This is a genomic window from Bordetella genomosp. 7 (assembly GCF_002261265.1).
GTDB lineage: Bacteria > Pseudomonadota > Gammaproteobacteria > Burkholderiales > Burkholderiaceae_B > Bordetella_A.
In genome coordinates, this window is the sequence record NZ_NEVK01000007.1 from 1 (window position 1) to 14440 (window position 14440).

Consider the following 14440-nt stretch of genomic DNA (forward strand, 5'->3'; position numbering starts at 1 on the left):
TGACCCCACAAAGTTGGACGGTTTTGACCGTTATGTGGCCAGGAGCTGAGTTCTGTATTGCACGGGGCTCAGCCCGTTGAGTTTAAGCTTGATGCGCTCGTGATTGTAGTAATGGATATATCGGGCGATTCCGTCCTTTAGCTGCTCAATGGTCTGGAAGGTGCTCAGGTGGTAGAACTCGGCCTTGAGAGTGCCGAAGAAGCTCTCGATGGCCGCATTGTCCAGGCAGTTGCCTCGTCGTGACATGCTAGGGGTCACGCCGTGTTGCGCCAACAGTTCGCGGTAGGCGGGCATCTGGTACTGCCAGCCCTGATCCGAGTGCAGGATGGGACGCTCGGACGGGCCCAGCCGCGTGCAAGCCTGTTTGAGCATGTTGGCAACCATGGCAAAGCTTGGCCGGGTGGCCATTTCGTAGGCAAGGATCTCGCCGTTACAAAGGTCCATCACCGGCGAGAGATACAGCTTCTGCGCGCCGACTTTGAACTCGGTCACATCGGTGGCCCACTTCTTGTTCGGCTGCGCGGCCTGGAATTGGCGTTGCAGCACATTGGGGGCAAGCTGGTTGAGTGCGCCACGATAAGAGCGATATTTCTTGACCCGCACGCAAGACTTCAACCGCAGCAAGCCCATCAAGCGCTGCACGGTCTTGTGATTAACCGGCCAGCCTTGCTGGCGCACGACTTCGGTGATGCGCCGATAGCCATAGCGTCCTTGGTGCTGTTCAAAAATGGCGCAAATCCGGGCCTTCAACGACGCATACTTGTCACCGGCTTGCCCGGCCCGCCACTGGTAATAAAAGGTGCTGCGCGGCAGGCCTGCCACCGACAACAGGTCGGCCAGGGGAAAGTGTTGCCTTAGTTCAAGCACTATTTGCGCTTTTTCTGCTGCGCCGATTTCTGTTTGGCTTGAACCAAGGCATCGAGCTTTTTTAGGTACGCGTTCTCCGTGCGCAAGAACTGCAGCTCCTTGAGCAGGTCTTCGCGGGTGCGTGCGGCGTCAGGCAGCGCCGGCTTCTTGGGTAAAACCATCCTGGGAGGCCCTCCTGTATATGTTCGGGCTGAACCCTGTACATCATACTGGCGCTCCCAGCGAGCGATGATATTGAAGTTACGGATGTCGAACCACGCCGCCGTCTGGCGGTACGACAGCTCATGCTGCTTCATGTGCAGCAGAACCTTCCATTTGAACGCCTCGTCATAGCGGACACGCTTGGTACGGAGGCCGGCCACACCATGGATCCGATAGGCCGCCACCCAGCGGCGCAGCGCATGTCGACTCACACCATGACGTTGCGCTACCGCCGCAATCCCGGCATTGCCCTCGCAATACTCCTGAGCCGACGCCAGTTTGACCGATTCACTGTACTTCTCCATGAAATAACCCCAAAGTTGATATCCAACTTTTGGGGGTCACTTCACGAAGGTGCCTGACACCCCCTTGTGTTACCAGACGGCAGGTTCAGCCGTGGTGGGACGCAGCGGCGGGACGGTCGGCTACGCCGAGGCGCCGCGCGGTATATGCGGCAACGCCCCCGGCTTCCAGCAATTCCAGCAATCCCGGATCCGTCGGGTGCACGGCAATGGCGGTCTGGCGGCTGCGATTGATGGCTTTCGTGCCGCGCAGGTCCATCTCCAGCTCATCCCCCGTTTCGACGTGATCGTAAAGTTCGGGGTATGCCAGCGCCGGCAGGCCGAGATTGATGCTGTCCCGCTCCCAGGCCGCGGAAAAACTCTTGCCCAGCACCGCCGAGATGCCCAGCGCCTTGAACGCGTTGATCGGCCCATCAAGATGCTTGCCCGTGCCGAACGCCGTGCCCACCACCAGCAAGTCGCCAGGGCGGACATTCTTCACGAACGTCGGATCCACATCTTCCAGCACGTGCTGCGCCAGTTCCTCGAACTTACCGGCGCGGCCCAGCGGGTCGTATCTGCCGGAAACGAAATAACTACTGCGCAGCTGGTCGCCGAACTTCCAGACTCGTCCCGATAGAATCATGATTGCTCCCGTGTAACAGCAGCCGCCTGGTTCGCCCGTACCATGTCCGGGCTGGCGATATGGCCCGCCAATGCGGACGCAGCCACCACGGCGGCATTGGCCAGATAAATCTTCGCCTTGTTGCTACCCATGCGGCCAGGCCAGTTTTCGACCGACCCGGTAATGCAGTTCTCGCCCTCTTCCAGGTGCAGCGGCGATGCATTGCCATAGAAGCACGCGCCGCAGCCCGGCGCCGTCACCGTGGCCCCAGCCGCGATGAAAGTGGCCATATGTCCGGCCTCGACGGCCTGCATCATCACCTCGGTAGAAATCGGCGTCACCACCATGCGCACGCCCTCGCTGATCCTGCGCCCCTTCAGTATCTCGGCGGCCTGCGCCAGGTCTTCCAGGCGGCCCGACAAACACGACCCGATATACGCCGCGTCGATGCGCGTGGCCTGCAATGCGCGCAGCGGCGCAATGACGGTCGGGTCGTCCGGACCGGCAACCAGCGGCTCGAAAGATGACAGGTCGTATTGGTAATACTGGTCATACACCGCGTCGGCGTCCGCCTGCACCGGCACGAACGGTTCGCGCGCCCGCCCTTCCAGATACTGCAACAGCACGTCGTCAGAAGGGAAGATCATGGTCGTGGCGCCGATATGCGGCGCGCCGTTGGCCACGGCCATGCGCACGTCCAGCGGCATGGTCGCCACGCCAGGGCCGTCGAACTCGATCACACAGCCTTCGGCCTTGCCGCGCAGGTCCTGCAGCAGGCGCAGGTAAATGTCTTTGCCCAGCACGCCCTTGGGCAGCCGGCCGGTCAAGGTCACCTTGATGCATGGCGGCACCTTGAACCACGTGTCGCCCGTGGCAGCGCTTCTGCCTTGACGAGGCGCTGCGCTTCGCCAAAGAACGCAAGACCTGGGGCGTCACCCTGTCGCAAAGACAGCTTATCCAGGGATGGCTGGCCGAAATGGCCACCGATATCGAGATCAGCACGCTGTTGCGCGACCGGGCCGCCTGGCGCTACGACCGCGGCGAACTGACGGTATCGGAGGCCGCGATGGTGAAGTATGTGACCGCGGAAAACGCCCTGAAGGCCGCCAACTATGCCACCGACATCTTCGGCGGCATGGGCTTCATGGAAGGCGTGCCCGTCGTACGACGCCTGCGAGACGCCAAGGGCCTGACCATTATTCTGGGCGGCGTGACGCTGTTCAAGTGGATCATCGCGAAAGAACTCGGATGCACGGATGAATAAGCCGCGTCGGCCGCTTGCGGCCGACGACGGGCCCGGCGGCTGAGCTTTTACATTGCCCACCGGGCATATTGATAGCGCCCTCTGTGGGGCGCCGTGCCGCGTATCCGGCCAGAATTAAAAAATCGAATGGCCATTCATTCAATACGCGATACATCGCCGCCCATACCGCGGCGCAGGCGAAGGCGCTATAACAACAACATATGTAACCACCCTCCCCGGCGGGAATAATCCGCGCCGCCATTCGTCTGACTGGCATCGTTGACTTTTAAAGGCGCTTTTTATCCATGGCGGCGGGCTTTACCGACGAAGACCTGCGCGACGTGCTGCCCCGGCTGCGCCGCTTCGCGTTGTCGTTGACGCATGACCCGGCCAACGCCGACGACCTGGTGCAGTCCTGCCTGGAACGCGCGCTGACGCGGGCCGGCAGCCGCCGCCCGGAAGGTGACCTGCGGGCCTGGCTGTTTGCGATTCTTTATCGGTGTTTCATTGACACCCAGCGCCGCAACCGGCGCTACGCGCGCATCCTGGACTTTTTCAGCGGCTCGCCCGAACCGCGCGCGCCCTCGGCCGAGCACGTCGCGCTGGCGCGCGAGGCGCTGGGCGACCTGGCTCGCCTGACCGCCGACCAGCAAAGCCTGCTGTTGCTGATATCGGTCGAGGGCCTGGGCTACCAGGAAGCGGCCGATGTGCTCGATATCCCGGTCGGGACGGTAATGTCACGGCTGTCGCGCGCCCGCAAGGCGCTGCGCAGCCTGACAGAAGGGCGCACCGCCCCCGCGCCGGGGCTGCGCTTGATGAAATGACCATGCTGATCCCCAGTGAACATGACCTGCATGCCTATGCCGATGGGCAACTGGATCCGGCACGTCGCCAGGATGTCGAAGCCTATCTGGCGTCGCACCCCGACGCCGCCGAAGAGATCGAGCAGATCCGAAGCCAGACCGAGGCATTGCGGCGCCGGCACGCCGACCTGAGCCGCTACGCTGCCCCCGAACGGCTGGATCCCGCCTGCGTGCGCAAGACCTTGCGCACCCGCCGCCGCCAACGCATGGCGCTTGCCGCCACGGTTGCGCTGACCCTGGGCATCGGCAGCCTGGGCGGCTGGCAGGCAAGGGAAACCGCCATGCGCTCCGGCTACCTGCCCATGGCCGATGCCGTGCATGCGTATCGCATGTTCGCAGCGGATGCGGCCGCGAACATGGTCGACTTCCGCTCCAGCCAACCTTCGGAACTGCAGGCCTGGCTGAACCGGCATTTCATGCAGCCCGCGCCCCTGCCGGATTTCAATGCCTATGGCTACCGGCCAGTGGGCGGACGGCTGATGTCGACGGAATCCGGCCCCGCCGCCATCGTGCTGTATCAGGCCAGCAATGGCGAGAGCATCCTGTACTACATGCGCTCGCCGGGCCGCGCACTGAACTTCACTCATGGCAAGCGCCGCGACGGCGACCTGATGGCGCAGTACTGGAAGCAAGGCCGCTACCTGTACGCGGTCGTCAGTCCCGGCAATACGCCCGCCGCAAGGGCCGTACAGCAAGCCGTCGCACCGGACGCCTGATCCGGCCGCAGGGGGCGCTGGCCTTAATGCGTATTCACCCAATCCTGGGCGTCGCGGATAAACCAGGGAAGATTCAGTTTTTCGCCTTCGCCCGACTGAATGGTCAGGCGCTGCTGCGAAGCCCCTTGCGGCGTGCCGTCCGGCGCCGGCGTGCCCCGGGCCGGGCGGGTGCGGTAGTCGATATCGGCCTGACGGGGCGGGCTGTCGGCACAGGCCGCAAGGCACGCGCAGGCGAGCGCCGCCACAAGGGATTGCAAGACTGAACGCGGCATTCTCATGGTATCGGCAGGCCAGTAAGGCGAAAAATCAGCGGAATCAAAACGATACCTTACCCGCAAAGCGGCAGCCACGGCGGCCCTTTCCCCAGACAGGCCCACGAAACGTCGTTCGCCGGGCCGGCGATTGTGCGAAGATGCGCGGCTCGCGATTCTTCGTTATCATTCAGTTTCTTGTAAGTTTCGGTGATGCGGGGCGACCACGGGCAACAACTGGACGCCGCGCATCAACATAATGGACTCAGAACCACCCAGTACCACCGCGCCGCACGTGCATGTTCACACGTGGCGCTTCCCTCGCAAGATCGCCAGCCCATTGGCCCTGTCCCGTTGTCGCGCAATGGGCAGGCCGTTCGTCCAGGCGCATACCTACCTGCAGCGACCATCTCCGCGCCACGGCGCAGGTGAATCGCATCGCATCCCGCGCGCGGCGGCCCAGGGCCCCGCCCGACCCGCTTCACTCCTGCTTCCCCTCAATCGGCCGCAACGCTTGCGTATTGCGCGCCTGCGCTATTCCCGGAATTCGTAATGATATTTGAATGGATGACCGACCCCACGGCATGGCTGGGGCTGGCGACGCTGATCATTCTTGAAATCGTCCTTGGCATCGACAACCTGGTCTTTATCGCCATCCTGGCCGATAAACTGCCGCCACATCAGCGCAATCGGGCCAGGGTGATCGGCCTGACGCTGGCCATGCTGATGCGCCTGGGCCTGCTGGCCAGCATCGCGTGGGTCGTCACCCTGACCGAACCCTTGTTCACGGTGTTCGGCACCGAGATTTCAGGGCGCGACCTGATCCTGATCCTGGGCGGCCTGTTCCTGCTCTTCAAGGGCACCATGGAACTGCACGAACGGGTCGAAGGGCAGGCGCACGGCGACACGCAAACAGTTCAACACGCGGTTTTCTGGCAGGTCATTCTGCAGATTGTCGTGCTGGACGCCGTGTTCTCGCTGGACTCGGTCATCACGGCTGTCGGCATGGTGCAGGAACTCAGCATCATGATGATCGCGGTGGTGCTGGCCATGGCGGTCATGATGCTGGCCAGCAAGCCGCTGATGGCGTTCGTGGGCCGCCACCCCACCGTGGTGATCCTGTGCCTGGGCCTGCTCTTGATGATCGGCTTCAGCCTGGTGGCCGAAGGACTGGGCTTCCACGTCCCCAAAGGCTACCTGTACGCGGCCATCGGCTTCTCTATCATGATCGAGGCCTGCAACCAGCTGGCTCGCCGCAACCTTAGCCGCCGCAGCAACGGGCTGACCGCTCGCGAGCGCACCGCCCAGGCGGTGTTGCGGCTGCTGCGCGGCGGCAAGGCAGGTGCGCAGGGGTCCGGCAACGAAGTCGCGGCGCTGGTCGACGGCATCATCAGCGACAGCGCGGTTACCGCCGAAGAAAGCGGTCTTATTGAACGCGTGCTGGCCATGGGCAGCAGCGACGTACGCTCGATCATGGTTCCGCGCATGGAAATAGTCTGGCTGGATGTGTCGGACTCGGCCGAAGACGTGGTGCGCAAGTTCTCGTGCGGGCACGCGCGCCTGCCGCTGTGCGAGCGCGACGCGTCCAACGTCATTGGCATCGTGCACTTCAAGGACGTGATGCCCGCGCTGCAGCAGCCCGGCCCCGTCGACCTGGTTGAATTGGCCCGCGAGCCGCACTTCGTCATCGAAACCACGCCGGTATTCAAGGTGCTGGAAGTGCTGCGCCAATCGCGCGACCATATGTTGATCGTGGTCGACGAGCTCGGCAGCTGCGAAGGCTTGGTGACGCCGATGGATGTACTGACGGCCGTGGGCGGCGAACTGCCCGAGCATGAAGGCGAGGCAAGCCAGGCCACCCGCCTTGAAGACGGCGCTTGGCTGCTGGATGCCGGAATGCCCATCGAGGAAGCGCGGCTGCTGTTGGCCAGCGCCGAACTGGCCCGGCCCTTGCCCGACGCGACATTGGCGGGTGCATTGCTGCGCGTGTGCGGACACCTGCCCGTCGTGGGCGAAGTCATCCATTGGGGCGACTGGAGTTTCGAAGTGACTTCGCGCGATGGCTTGCGCATCGGGCAAGTGCGCGCGTACGAGGAAGCCGCCGCAACGGCGGCAGCAGCAAACTGACAAACCCCTGTTTACAGGAGATTCACTTATGCAAGACCAAGACCGCGACGCAATTGCCAGCGTATTCAGCAGAATCCAGGAACTCGAACGGCAGGGGCATCCGCGCGATCCCGACGCCGAGCAGTTGATACGCCAGGAAATGCAGAAGAACCCTGGCTCTGCCTATTACCTGGCGCAGACCGTGCTGGTTCAGCAACAGGCCCTGCAGAATGCGCAAGCGCGCATCCAGGAACTGCAAAAGAACCCCTCTGCCGCGGTGCAGCCTTCGGGCTCAAACCCCACGGCCGCCAGCCCCTCGACCGCATTCGGCAGGCGCGCCCCGGCTGCAGGTCCCGCCGCGGGCGGCCTGGGCACCGGCTTTGGCCGCAACAACGCGGCGCCCGCGGGCGGAGGCTTCATGGCCGGCGCGCTGCAGACCGCAGTAGGCGTGGCCGGCGGCATGATGCTGGGCAATCTGCTCGGCAGCTTGTTCACCGGCAACGAGGCGCAGGCCGCCGAGGCTCCCCCGGCAGACGAAGGTGCTGCCCCGCCTTACGAGGATGAAGGCGATTTTTCGGATGATGGCGGCGACTTCGAGGTTTAAGGCCGGCCATCCAACGCCCAAGGCCAGTCGCACGGCCGCGGGCGCGCCATCAAGGCGTCCCGGCGTCGGCCAGCGATCCGACCGGCGGTAGCACCTTGCCGGGATTCATCAGGTTCCGAGGATCCAGCGCTCGCTTCAGGGCCCATGCGAGCTGCAGTTCGACACGAGACTTGACGTGCAGCAGCTCGTCACGCTTGGCGATGCCAATACCATGTTCGGCCGAGATCGAACCATTCAGCTGAGCGGCGCGGCCATCGACCAATCGCGTGATGGCCGCACCATGCGAGGCCAGAAAATCGGCTGCCGACGTTGACTCGGGACGCAGCGGGTTGAAGTGCACGTTGCCATCGCCCATATGGCCATACACCACCATACGGGCGCCAGGAGCCTCGCGCAGCACATCTTCGGTGGCTGCCTGGACGAACTCGGGAATGCGGGATAGCGGAACCGAGATGTCACATCGTACGCTGCCCCCTGTGCGGGTTTGAGCGTCGGAGATTTCCTCGCGAATCAACCACATCCGCTCGGCCTGCGCCTGATTCGCGGCGACTGCGGCATCCATCACCAAAGCTTGCTCTATCGCGCCTTCCAGCGTATCGAGCAACATCGCATCCAGCTGCGCCTGGCCCTGCCCCGATGACAGTTCGATCAATACATACCAGGGGTGATCGCCAGATACCGGCGCGTCTTCGCCGAGTGCATCTAATGATAGTGCAAGCGCCGGCGCCGAAATCAGCTCAAAGGCCGTCAGACAGGTATCTGCCTTTTGCTTGCACAGGTCCAGCAGTTTCAGGGCCTGGCCGGGGTCTGCTACGGCGGCGAATGCCACCGCACGCGCGGCCGGCCACGGGAACAGCTTGATCACGGCACGCGTAATGATGCCCAGCGTGCCTTCGGCGGAAATGAACCAGTGCTTGAGATCATAGCCAGTGTTGTCCTTACGCAGTGCGCGCAAACCGTTCCAGACCTCGCCGTCAGGCAGCACGACCTCCAGCCCCAATACCAGCTCACGCATATTGCCATAGCGCAGCACGGCCGTTCCGCCGGCATTCGTAGAAATGTTGCCGCCGATCTGGCAAGAGCCCTCGGATCCTATTCGCAATGGGAACAATCGGCCCGCAGCCTCGGCCGCCTCCCGCACGGCGTGCAGCGTGACTCCCGCGTCCAGCGTCATGGTGTTGTTTTGCGGATCGACCTCATGAATGGTTTTCATGCGAACAAGGCTTAGCACTATCGCCTTGCCGGACCCATCAGGCACCGCGCCCCCAAGCAGCGACGTGTTGCCGCCCTGCGGAACGATGGGAATGCCATGGCGGGCACAGTACCGGACGACGGCGGCCACCTCGGCTGTGTTCGCCGGCCGCACGACAGCCAGCGCCGCCCCGGCGAAAATTCCGCGGTAATCGACCGTGTATCCGGTCATATCGCCGCCCGCGCTCAAACAATTTCCGCTGCCCACAATACCGATCAGGGCATCGACATGCTGTTGCTCGACCGTGCCATTCATATTTGTCATCCCTATGCCGTAATGGTATTTGCAGCGCGTCCGGAACATCCGCGCGCAGCGCCCCCACCACTTAAGCCTTTACAACCATTTCCTTGATATCGATATCCGCAGCGCGCCCGCAAACGATGTCGGCCGTGATCTTTCCCATGCCGCAGGCCATGGTCCACCCCATCGAGCCGCCGCCGGTGCACACATAAAGGTTCGGCGTCCCGGTACGGCCGAGCACCGGGTTGCCGTCCGGCGTGGCCGGGCGCAATCCCGACCACATCTGTGCCTTGGAGTAATCGCCAATGGTAGGGAACAGGTCCTTGGCGGCCTGCGTCATATACCTGAAGTCATGCGGCCGATGGCTGACGTCATAACCGCTGAACTCGGCAGTGGCGGTCAGCCTAAGGCGATTGCCCAGCACGGAAAAGGCCAACAGATTGTCCTCGTCCAGGCCGCCAACGGTGGGCGCCTGGTCCGGGCTGGTGATGGGCACGGTCAGCGAGTACCCCTTTACCGGGAACAGCTTGATGTCAACGCCGTGCTGCCGCAGCAGCGGCCCCGAAAACGAACCCATCGCGACAATAATGACGTCGGCATCAATATCGCCCGCGGAGGTACGCACCCGCTTTGCGGACCCGCCTTGGCAGGTGATGCCCTTGACCTCGGTTTCATACATGAAGCGGACACCACGCCCGGACAACACCCGGGCGAGTTCGGCGGTGAACAACTGGGCGTCGCCGGTGCCGTCGCCCGGCACGTAAACACCACCCAGCAATTTGTTCTTTACCGGCGTAAGTGCGGGCTCGATGGCCGCCGCCTCATCAGCATTGATAATCTTCATGGACAGGCCGTTCTGCTGCAGAACCTGCATCTGCCTGACGCCTTCGTTCATGGCGTGTTCAGTCCGGTACAGATAGAGCAGCCCCTTGTCGGTGTGATGGAAGCGGATACCCGTATCTGCCACGACGGATCTCATGACGTCCAACGAATAGGTGGCGATGCGCAACCGGCTCGCGGCATTACGGTCGGCGCGCGCGCTCGTGCACTCGCGCAGGAACCGCAGCAACCATCCCCACATTCTTGGGTCGATGCGCGGCGCGACGCGCAACGCCTGATCGCGCCGGGTCAGCGATTTGACCAGCACACCTGGCGCCGCCGGCGAGGCCCACGGGTACGAGTGGCCCAGGCAGAGCAGACTGCCGTTGGCAAAGCTGGTTTCCAGTGCGGCGCCGGGTTGCCGGTCGATGACGACCACTTCGTGGCCAGCCTTGGCCAGGAAATAGGCGGTAGGAACACCGGCCAGGCCAGCGCCGAGAATCACTGCTTTCATGAATAGGTCCTTCCGAGGCACGGCCGTCCGTATCGGCCGCAATGTTCCTGAATCTATGACAGCGATTATGTGCAATCGGCACGGTGTGCATGAGTCGAAACAGGCTGCACATCGGCAAGATATGTTTTTGTCAGGGGCTGTTATGGCAGGAAGTTCCGCTTCCCCGCTGCTAGACTTTCTCGTCCATCAAAGGGGGTACTGCAATGGTCGCCGTGTTTGTCGACTGCACACAAGAACTGAAGGCTGTCATTGAGCGCCGTGCCTTGCCCACGCCGGCGGGGCTGCGCATCAACTACGGCGACCCCACACAGGAAGAGCTCGTTGCCTTGGCCGAAGATGCAGAGATACTGTGCGTGGAGCACACCATCATTCCGGCTGAGCTGTTGCAAGCATGCACCAAGCTGAAGACGATTGTTTTCATGGGTACCGGCGCGGGCAGCTATGTGCCGCTCGATGCCGCCCGACAGCGGGGCATCAAGGTACTGAACACGCCCGGGTATGGCAACATCGCGGTGGCCGAGCACACGATGGCGCTGATGTATGCCGGCGCCCGAAAAATAGTGTCGATGGACAACACCGTACGGCAGGGACTGTGGCAGCCGCGAGGCGGCATGCAGCTGACGTACAGCAAAATTGCCGTGGTGGGCCTCGGCGACATCGGACTTACCTTCGCCAGCATGGCCCTCAGCCTGGACATGGACGTCGCAGGCTGGAATCGCACCCCTCTCAGGGCGCCCTATTACACCCCCAGTCTGCTCGATGCGCTGAAGGGCGCAAAATTTCTGTCATTGCACCTGGCGTTGAATGAGCATACTCAAGGCATTATCGGGGCGAAAGAACTGGGTCTTCTGGCCCCTGGCGCCGTGGTGGTCAACACCGCGCGCGCCGCGTTGATCGATGAGCACGCACTGCTCAATGCATTGGATTCCGGGCAGGTCGGCCACGCGGCGCTCGACGTGCTTTGGGATGAGCCGCTGGCCGCCTCGAACCCGTGGAGCAGCCGGGACGATGTCACCCTGACCCCGCACGCCGCCTACATGACGGATGAGGCGTACGAAGAACTCTGGAAGCGCACCCTGGGCGCCCTGGCCTCGACAGGGTTTCCAGCCTGACCCGGCGCTGCAAGTTGCCGACGAGCCGGAGGCTACTCCGTTTCGTCAGGCAGCTCGGACTCGACACCCGGGGTATGCGTGAAGTCGAGCAGCTCTTTGATCGCCACGCTATCCCGCACGCAAACCGTCTTGATGACGATGTAGCTGAAGTACTTCGATATGCCGATGTCGCGCGACAGAATATCTTCCATGATCTGGTGATAATGAAAGACGTTGCGGGCAATGAACTTCAGGATGTAGTCGTAGCCGCCACTGACCAGATGGCACTCTTGCAACGCGGAATACGTCTTCAAGGTGGTCTCGAACCGAACGAAGTCGTTGCGGCGGTGATCTTCGAGCGTGACTTCCGTAAAGACAACAATATGGTCGACCAGCTTGGCCAGGTTCAGACGGGCGTTATAGCTCACGATGTAGCCCGCCTTTTCCAGCCGCTTGACGCGCGCCAGGCACGGGCTGGGCGACAGGCTGACGGCCTCGGCCAGCGCCAGATTGGTGATCTGACTGTTCTGCTGCAGCTGCGACAGAATATTAATGTCGATGCGATCGAGCTTGGGCAAGCCCTTCATACCATTCCTCTGGAACCGGGCATTTCGTTACGCACGTAACGCCTCTTGGTGCGCTTTGGCGAAATCTGCAAGGCTGTTGAACTGAAAGTTGTACGACGGCATCGCCAGCGGCTCGGGGGCCGCGCCATAGCCGGGCTTGTCGAATCTGCGATAAATCCAGCACGAGGCAATACCGATCCGGTTGGCGGGCTCATGGTCATGAAAAAGACTTTCGGCCACGTGCAGAATCTCGTGCTTCTCGACACCCGCCGCTTTCTGACGTGCGAGCATATATTCGAAGCTTTGCAACGACGGCTTGTATGAACCGATGTCCTGCGCGGTGTAGATCGCGTCGAAATCAACCTGCAGCTTATCGTTGCTGTGGGAAAAAGTGTCGTTATCGGTGTTGGACAGCACCACCAGCTTGAAATGCTTTTTCAGGTACTGCAGCACGCCGGCGGAATCCTGAAACGCCGGCCAGTTGCGAGCCCCCAGTCCATACTCGACACATTCGCGCCATGGCACAGATAGCCCATGCTCTTCTGCCAGGCGTTTATATACCACCGCCAGCACGTCCCGATACAGCTTGGTCGGTGTCAGTGCCTGCTGGGCGGCCTCCAGCCGGGCATGGTGTTCAAGTAAACGATCAATATCGGGTGCTGCCTTCATTCGGCCGATCAGGGGCGCCAAACCATTGGTCATGCCGCGCTCCCAGTCGATCAGCGTTCCGTAGCAGTCGAAGGAAAGCACCTTGAATTCTGTAAGCTTCATGCATAGTCCCGTGATTATCCGGCCAGCCGAATCTTACGGCCTGCCGGCCCAACGTAAAAGCCTTGTGGCGGCTGCGCCGCCACTTATGCCTGCCGCGCCAGCATGCGGCAGGCAACGGCACTGCAAAGATGCAATCAGCCGTCCATAGGCGTCACGGCACGTTTGACAACCTCGCCCCAGAGCGCCGTCTGCTCTGCCATGTACTGGGCGAACGCCGCAGGCGGACGGCCGTCGATCTTGGTATAGCCCACCCTGCGGACCTTTTCCGACATGTCGGGGTCATTAAAGATCTGGTCGCAGCCGGCATACAGCGTATCGATGATGCGCTGGTCGCCTCCGGCCCGCGCCGAAAGCCCGTGCCACTGCATCGCCTTCAGTTCGGGGTAGCCCAGTTCTTTGAAAGTAGGCACATCGGGCAGGGCCTCCAGACGCGTATCTCCGCCCACGGCGTAAGCGCGCGCCTTGCCCGCCCGCACCGCTTGAATCACTGCCTGCGGCGAGCCCATTGCCAGTTCTACGTGGCCTCCCATCGCCGCCTGATAAGCAGGCGCCGCGCCCTGAAAGGGCACATACTGGAAACGCAGCGGCGTCTGATCCGCAATCATGGCCGACACCAGGTGGCCGACACTTCCGTGTCCCCACGTTCCGTTGCTGAATACTGTGCCGCCTGCCGAGGCTTTCGCCAGATCGCCGAAGGCCTCATAGGGCGATCCGGGCGGCCCAAACAGAATCAGGGGAATTTCACCCACCAGCGTGATCGGGTCGAAATCCGAGGTCCGATAGGCAATGTTCTTATACAAGAACGGGTTGAGCCCCATACTGTCCAGCGTGACCATCACCAGCGTATGGCCATCGGCCGGCTGCTTGGCGGCATACGATGTGCCGATCATCATGCTGGCGCCAGGCTTGTTCTCGACAACCACGCTCTGCTGCAGGATTCTGCCAAGACCTTCGGCCAGGATGCGGCCCGTCGTGTCGGTGCCGGAACCCGGCGAGAAGGCGTGCACCATGCGCAAAGGCCTTGAAGGGTAAGACGTGCTTTCGCCGGCAAATAACCGGGAATTCATACCCAGACCCAAAGGCACGGCGCCTACGGCGGCCAGTTGCTTCAGAAAGCTGCGCCGCAGGCCGTTGACGGCGTGTGGGTGCGACGCTTGAGGACACTTACCAGACATACTGACTTCCCCTTTTAATCGTTGCAGGTAACTACGCCATGCCGTGCGTGTATGCGCCGAACCCGCAGCTGCGCAGCGCGCCATGGTTCGAAAATAATAGGCGCGCAAGATCAGCATCTTTCGCTGCTTTACGCCGCTCCAACGGCATTTCCGTGTGTTTTGCCGCGGGGGAGCCACGGCCGGCAGCGTGGCGCCCGCCTGCCCTTCTGAGCGGGCGGTACCCCTATGCGACGCGCCTATCAGGGATAACACTTA

At 62.3% G+C, this 14440-nt stretch carries 14 protein-coding genes and 1 pseudogene; 6 read left to right on the top strand and 9 right to left on the bottom strand.

Annotated features, from left to right (window positions below; all coding sequences use genetic code 11):
* Positions 1 to 30: 30 nt before the first annotated feature.
* The 3 genes from CAL19_RS14620 to CAL19_RS14630 all read right to left on the bottom strand — a co-directional run bounded on the left by CAL19_RS14620 (position 31) and on the right by CAL19_RS14630 (position 2807).
* Positions 31 to 1373 (bottom strand): IS3 family transposase gene (locus tag CAL19_RS14620; RefSeq protein ID WP_094795990.1). Its coding sequence is split into 2 segments (ribosomal slippage): positions 31 to 932 and positions 932 to 1373, totalling 1344 coding nucleotides; the frame shifts between segments, so codons are not numbered across the junction.
* An 85-nt stretch (positions 1374 to 1458) separates the two neighbouring features.
* Positions 1459 to 1995 (bottom strand): hypothetical protein, encoded by a 537-nt coding sequence (locus CAL19_RS14625; protein WP_094797195.1) that lies wholly within the window; start codon positions 1993 to 1995, stop codon positions 1459 to 1461.
* Entirely contained in the window at positions 1992 to 2807 is an 816-nt protein-coding gene (locus tag CAL19_RS14630) for an aconitase family protein (protein WP_249276324.1), read from the bottom strand. The genes CAL19_RS14625 and CAL19_RS14630 overlap by 4 nt, the downstream gene beginning before the upstream one ends.
* A gap of 62 nt (positions 2808 to 2869) precedes the next feature.
* On the opposite strand from CAL19_RS14630, the pseudogene CAL19_RS14635 reads away from it, so the two are divergent.
* The 3 genes and pseudogenes from CAL19_RS14635 to CAL19_RS14645 form a co-directional block, all read left to right on the top strand.
* Positions 2870 to 3238: pseudogene (locus CAL19_RS14635) on the top strand (acyl-CoA dehydrogenase family protein); the annotation flags it as partial.
* 284 nt (positions 3239 to 3522) lie between these two features.
* A complete protein-coding gene (locus CAL19_RS14640) occupies positions 3523 to 4041 on the top strand; it encodes a sigma-70 family RNA polymerase sigma factor (RefSeq protein WP_026639183.1) in 519 nt (172 codons plus the stop codon).
* 2 nt (positions 4042 to 4043) lie between these two features.
* On the top strand, positions 4044 to 4796 hold the full coding sequence (locus CAL19_RS14645) for an anti-sigma factor family protein (RefSeq protein WP_249276325.1): 753 nt from the start codon (positions 4044 to 4046) through the stop codon (positions 4794 to 4796).
* A 23-nt stretch (positions 4797 to 4819) separates the two neighbouring features.
* On the opposite strand, the gene CAL19_RS14650 is transcribed toward CAL19_RS14645, so the two are convergent.
* Complete coding sequence (locus tag CAL19_RS14650) at positions 4820 to 5074, bottom strand: hypothetical protein (protein WP_094797197.1); 255 nt, start codon at positions 5072 to 5074, stop codon at positions 4820 to 4822.
* Positions 5075 to 5599: 525 nt separating this feature from the next.
* On the opposite strand from CAL19_RS14650, the gene CAL19_RS14655 reads away from it, so the two are divergent.
* Both CAL19_RS14655 and CAL19_RS14660 read left to right on the top strand, forming a co-directional pair.
* On the top strand, positions 5600 to 7174 hold the full coding sequence (locus tag CAL19_RS14655; protein ID WP_026639180.1) for a TerC family protein: 1575 nt from the start codon (positions 5600 to 5602) through the stop codon (positions 7172 to 7174).
* A 28-nt stretch (positions 7175 to 7202) separates the two neighbouring features.
* A complete protein-coding gene (locus tag CAL19_RS14660) occupies positions 7203 to 7757 on the top strand; it encodes a DUF2076 domain-containing protein (RefSeq protein ID WP_094797198.1) in 555 nt (184 codons plus the stop codon).
* A gap of 49 nt (positions 7758 to 7806) precedes the next feature.
* On the opposite strand, the gene CAL19_RS14665 is transcribed toward CAL19_RS14660, so the two are convergent.
* Together CAL19_RS14665 and CAL19_RS14670 are read right to left on the bottom strand one after the other, a co-directional pair.
* The gene (locus CAL19_RS14665; protein ID WP_094797199.1) at positions 7807 to 9264 is read right to left on the bottom strand and encodes an FAD-binding oxidoreductase; all 1458 of its coding nucleotides are present in this window, start codon (positions 9262 to 9264) and stop codon (positions 7807 to 7809) included.
* Positions 9265 to 9334: 70 nt separating this feature from the next.
* Positions 9335 to 10582: a D-amino acid dehydrogenase gene (locus tag CAL19_RS14670; RefSeq protein ID WP_094797200.1), complete on the bottom strand. Its 1248-nt coding sequence runs from the start codon at positions 10580 to 10582 to the stop codon at positions 9335 to 9337.
* 203 nt (positions 10583 to 10785) lie between these two features.
* On the opposite strand from CAL19_RS14670, the gene CAL19_RS14675 reads away from it, so the two are divergent.
* Positions 10786 to 11694: a 2-hydroxyacid dehydrogenase gene (locus tag CAL19_RS14675; RefSeq protein ID WP_094797201.1), complete on the top strand. Its 909-nt coding sequence runs from the start codon at positions 10786 to 10788 to the stop codon at positions 11692 to 11694.
* A gap of 32 nt (positions 11695 to 11726) precedes the next feature.
* On the opposite strand, the gene CAL19_RS14680 is transcribed toward CAL19_RS14675, so the two are convergent.
* The 3 genes from CAL19_RS14680 to CAL19_RS14690 form a co-directional block, all read right to left on the bottom strand.
* The gene (locus tag CAL19_RS14680) at positions 11727 to 12260 is read right to left on the bottom strand and encodes an Lrp/AsnC family transcriptional regulator (RefSeq protein WP_094797202.1); all 534 of its coding nucleotides are present in this window, start codon (positions 12258 to 12260) and stop codon (positions 11727 to 11729) included.
* A gap of 27 nt (positions 12261 to 12287) precedes the next feature.
* A complete protein-coding gene (locus tag CAL19_RS14685; protein WP_094797203.1) occupies positions 12288 to 13010 on the bottom strand; it encodes a haloacid dehalogenase type II in 723 nt (240 codons plus the stop codon).
* A 134-nt stretch (positions 13011 to 13144) separates the two neighbouring features.
* The gene (locus CAL19_RS14690) at positions 13145 to 14302 is read right to left on the bottom strand and encodes a Bug family tripartite tricarboxylate transporter substrate binding protein (protein ID WP_094797204.1); all 1158 of its coding nucleotides are present in this window, start codon (positions 14300 to 14302) and stop codon (positions 13145 to 13147) included.
* Between the last annotated feature and the right edge of the window lie 138 nt (positions 14303 to 14440).

What these genes read in the sequence shown, in the direction of transcription:
- CAL19_RS14625 (WP_094797195.1), bottom strand. Translation starts at nt 1,995, where the DNA reads ATGATTCTATCGGGACGAGTCTGGAAGTTCGGCGACCAGCTGCGCAGT.
- CAL19_RS14640 (WP_026639183.1), top strand. Translation starts at nt 3,523, where the DNA reads ATGGCGGCGGGCTTTACCGACGAAGACCTGCGCGACGTGCTGCCCCGG.
- CAL19_RS14645 (WP_249276325.1), top strand. Translation starts at nt 4,044, where the DNA reads ATGCTGATCCCCAGTGAACATGACCTGCATGCCTATGCCGATGGGCAA.
- CAL19_RS14650 (WP_094797197.1), bottom strand. Translation starts at nt 5,074, where the DNA reads ATGAGAATGCCGCGTTCAGTCTTGCAATCCCTTGTGGCGGCGCTCGCC.
- CAL19_RS14655 (WP_026639180.1), top strand. Translation starts at nt 5,600, where the DNA reads ATGATATTTGAATGGATGACCGACCCCACGGCATGGCTGGGGCTGGCG.
- CAL19_RS14660 (WP_094797198.1), top strand. Translation starts at nt 7,203, where the DNA reads ATGCAAGACCAAGACCGCGACGCAATTGCCAGCGTATTCAGCAGAATC.
- CAL19_RS14665 (WP_094797199.1), bottom strand. Translation starts at nt 9,264, where the DNA reads ATGAATGGCACGGTCGAGCAACAGCATGTCGATGCCCTGATCGGTATT.
- CAL19_RS14670 (WP_094797200.1), bottom strand. Translation starts at nt 10,582, where the DNA reads ATGAAAGCAGTGATTCTCGGCGCTGGCCTGGCCGGTGTTCCTACCGCC.
- CAL19_RS14675 (WP_094797201.1), top strand. Translation starts at nt 10,786, where the DNA reads ATGGTCGCCGTGTTTGTCGACTGCACACAAGAACTGAAGGCTGTCATT.
- CAL19_RS14680 (WP_094797202.1), bottom strand. Translation starts at nt 12,260, where the DNA reads ATGAAGGGCTTGCCCAAGCTCGATCGCATCGACATTAATATTCTGTCG.
- CAL19_RS14685 (WP_094797203.1), bottom strand. Translation starts at nt 13,010, where the DNA reads ATGAAGCTTACAGAATTCAAGGTGCTTTCCTTCGACTGCTACGGAACG.
- CAL19_RS14690 (WP_094797204.1), bottom strand. Translation starts at nt 14,302, where the DNA reads ATGCTGATCTTGCGCGCCTATTATTTTCGAACCATGGCGCGCTGCGCA.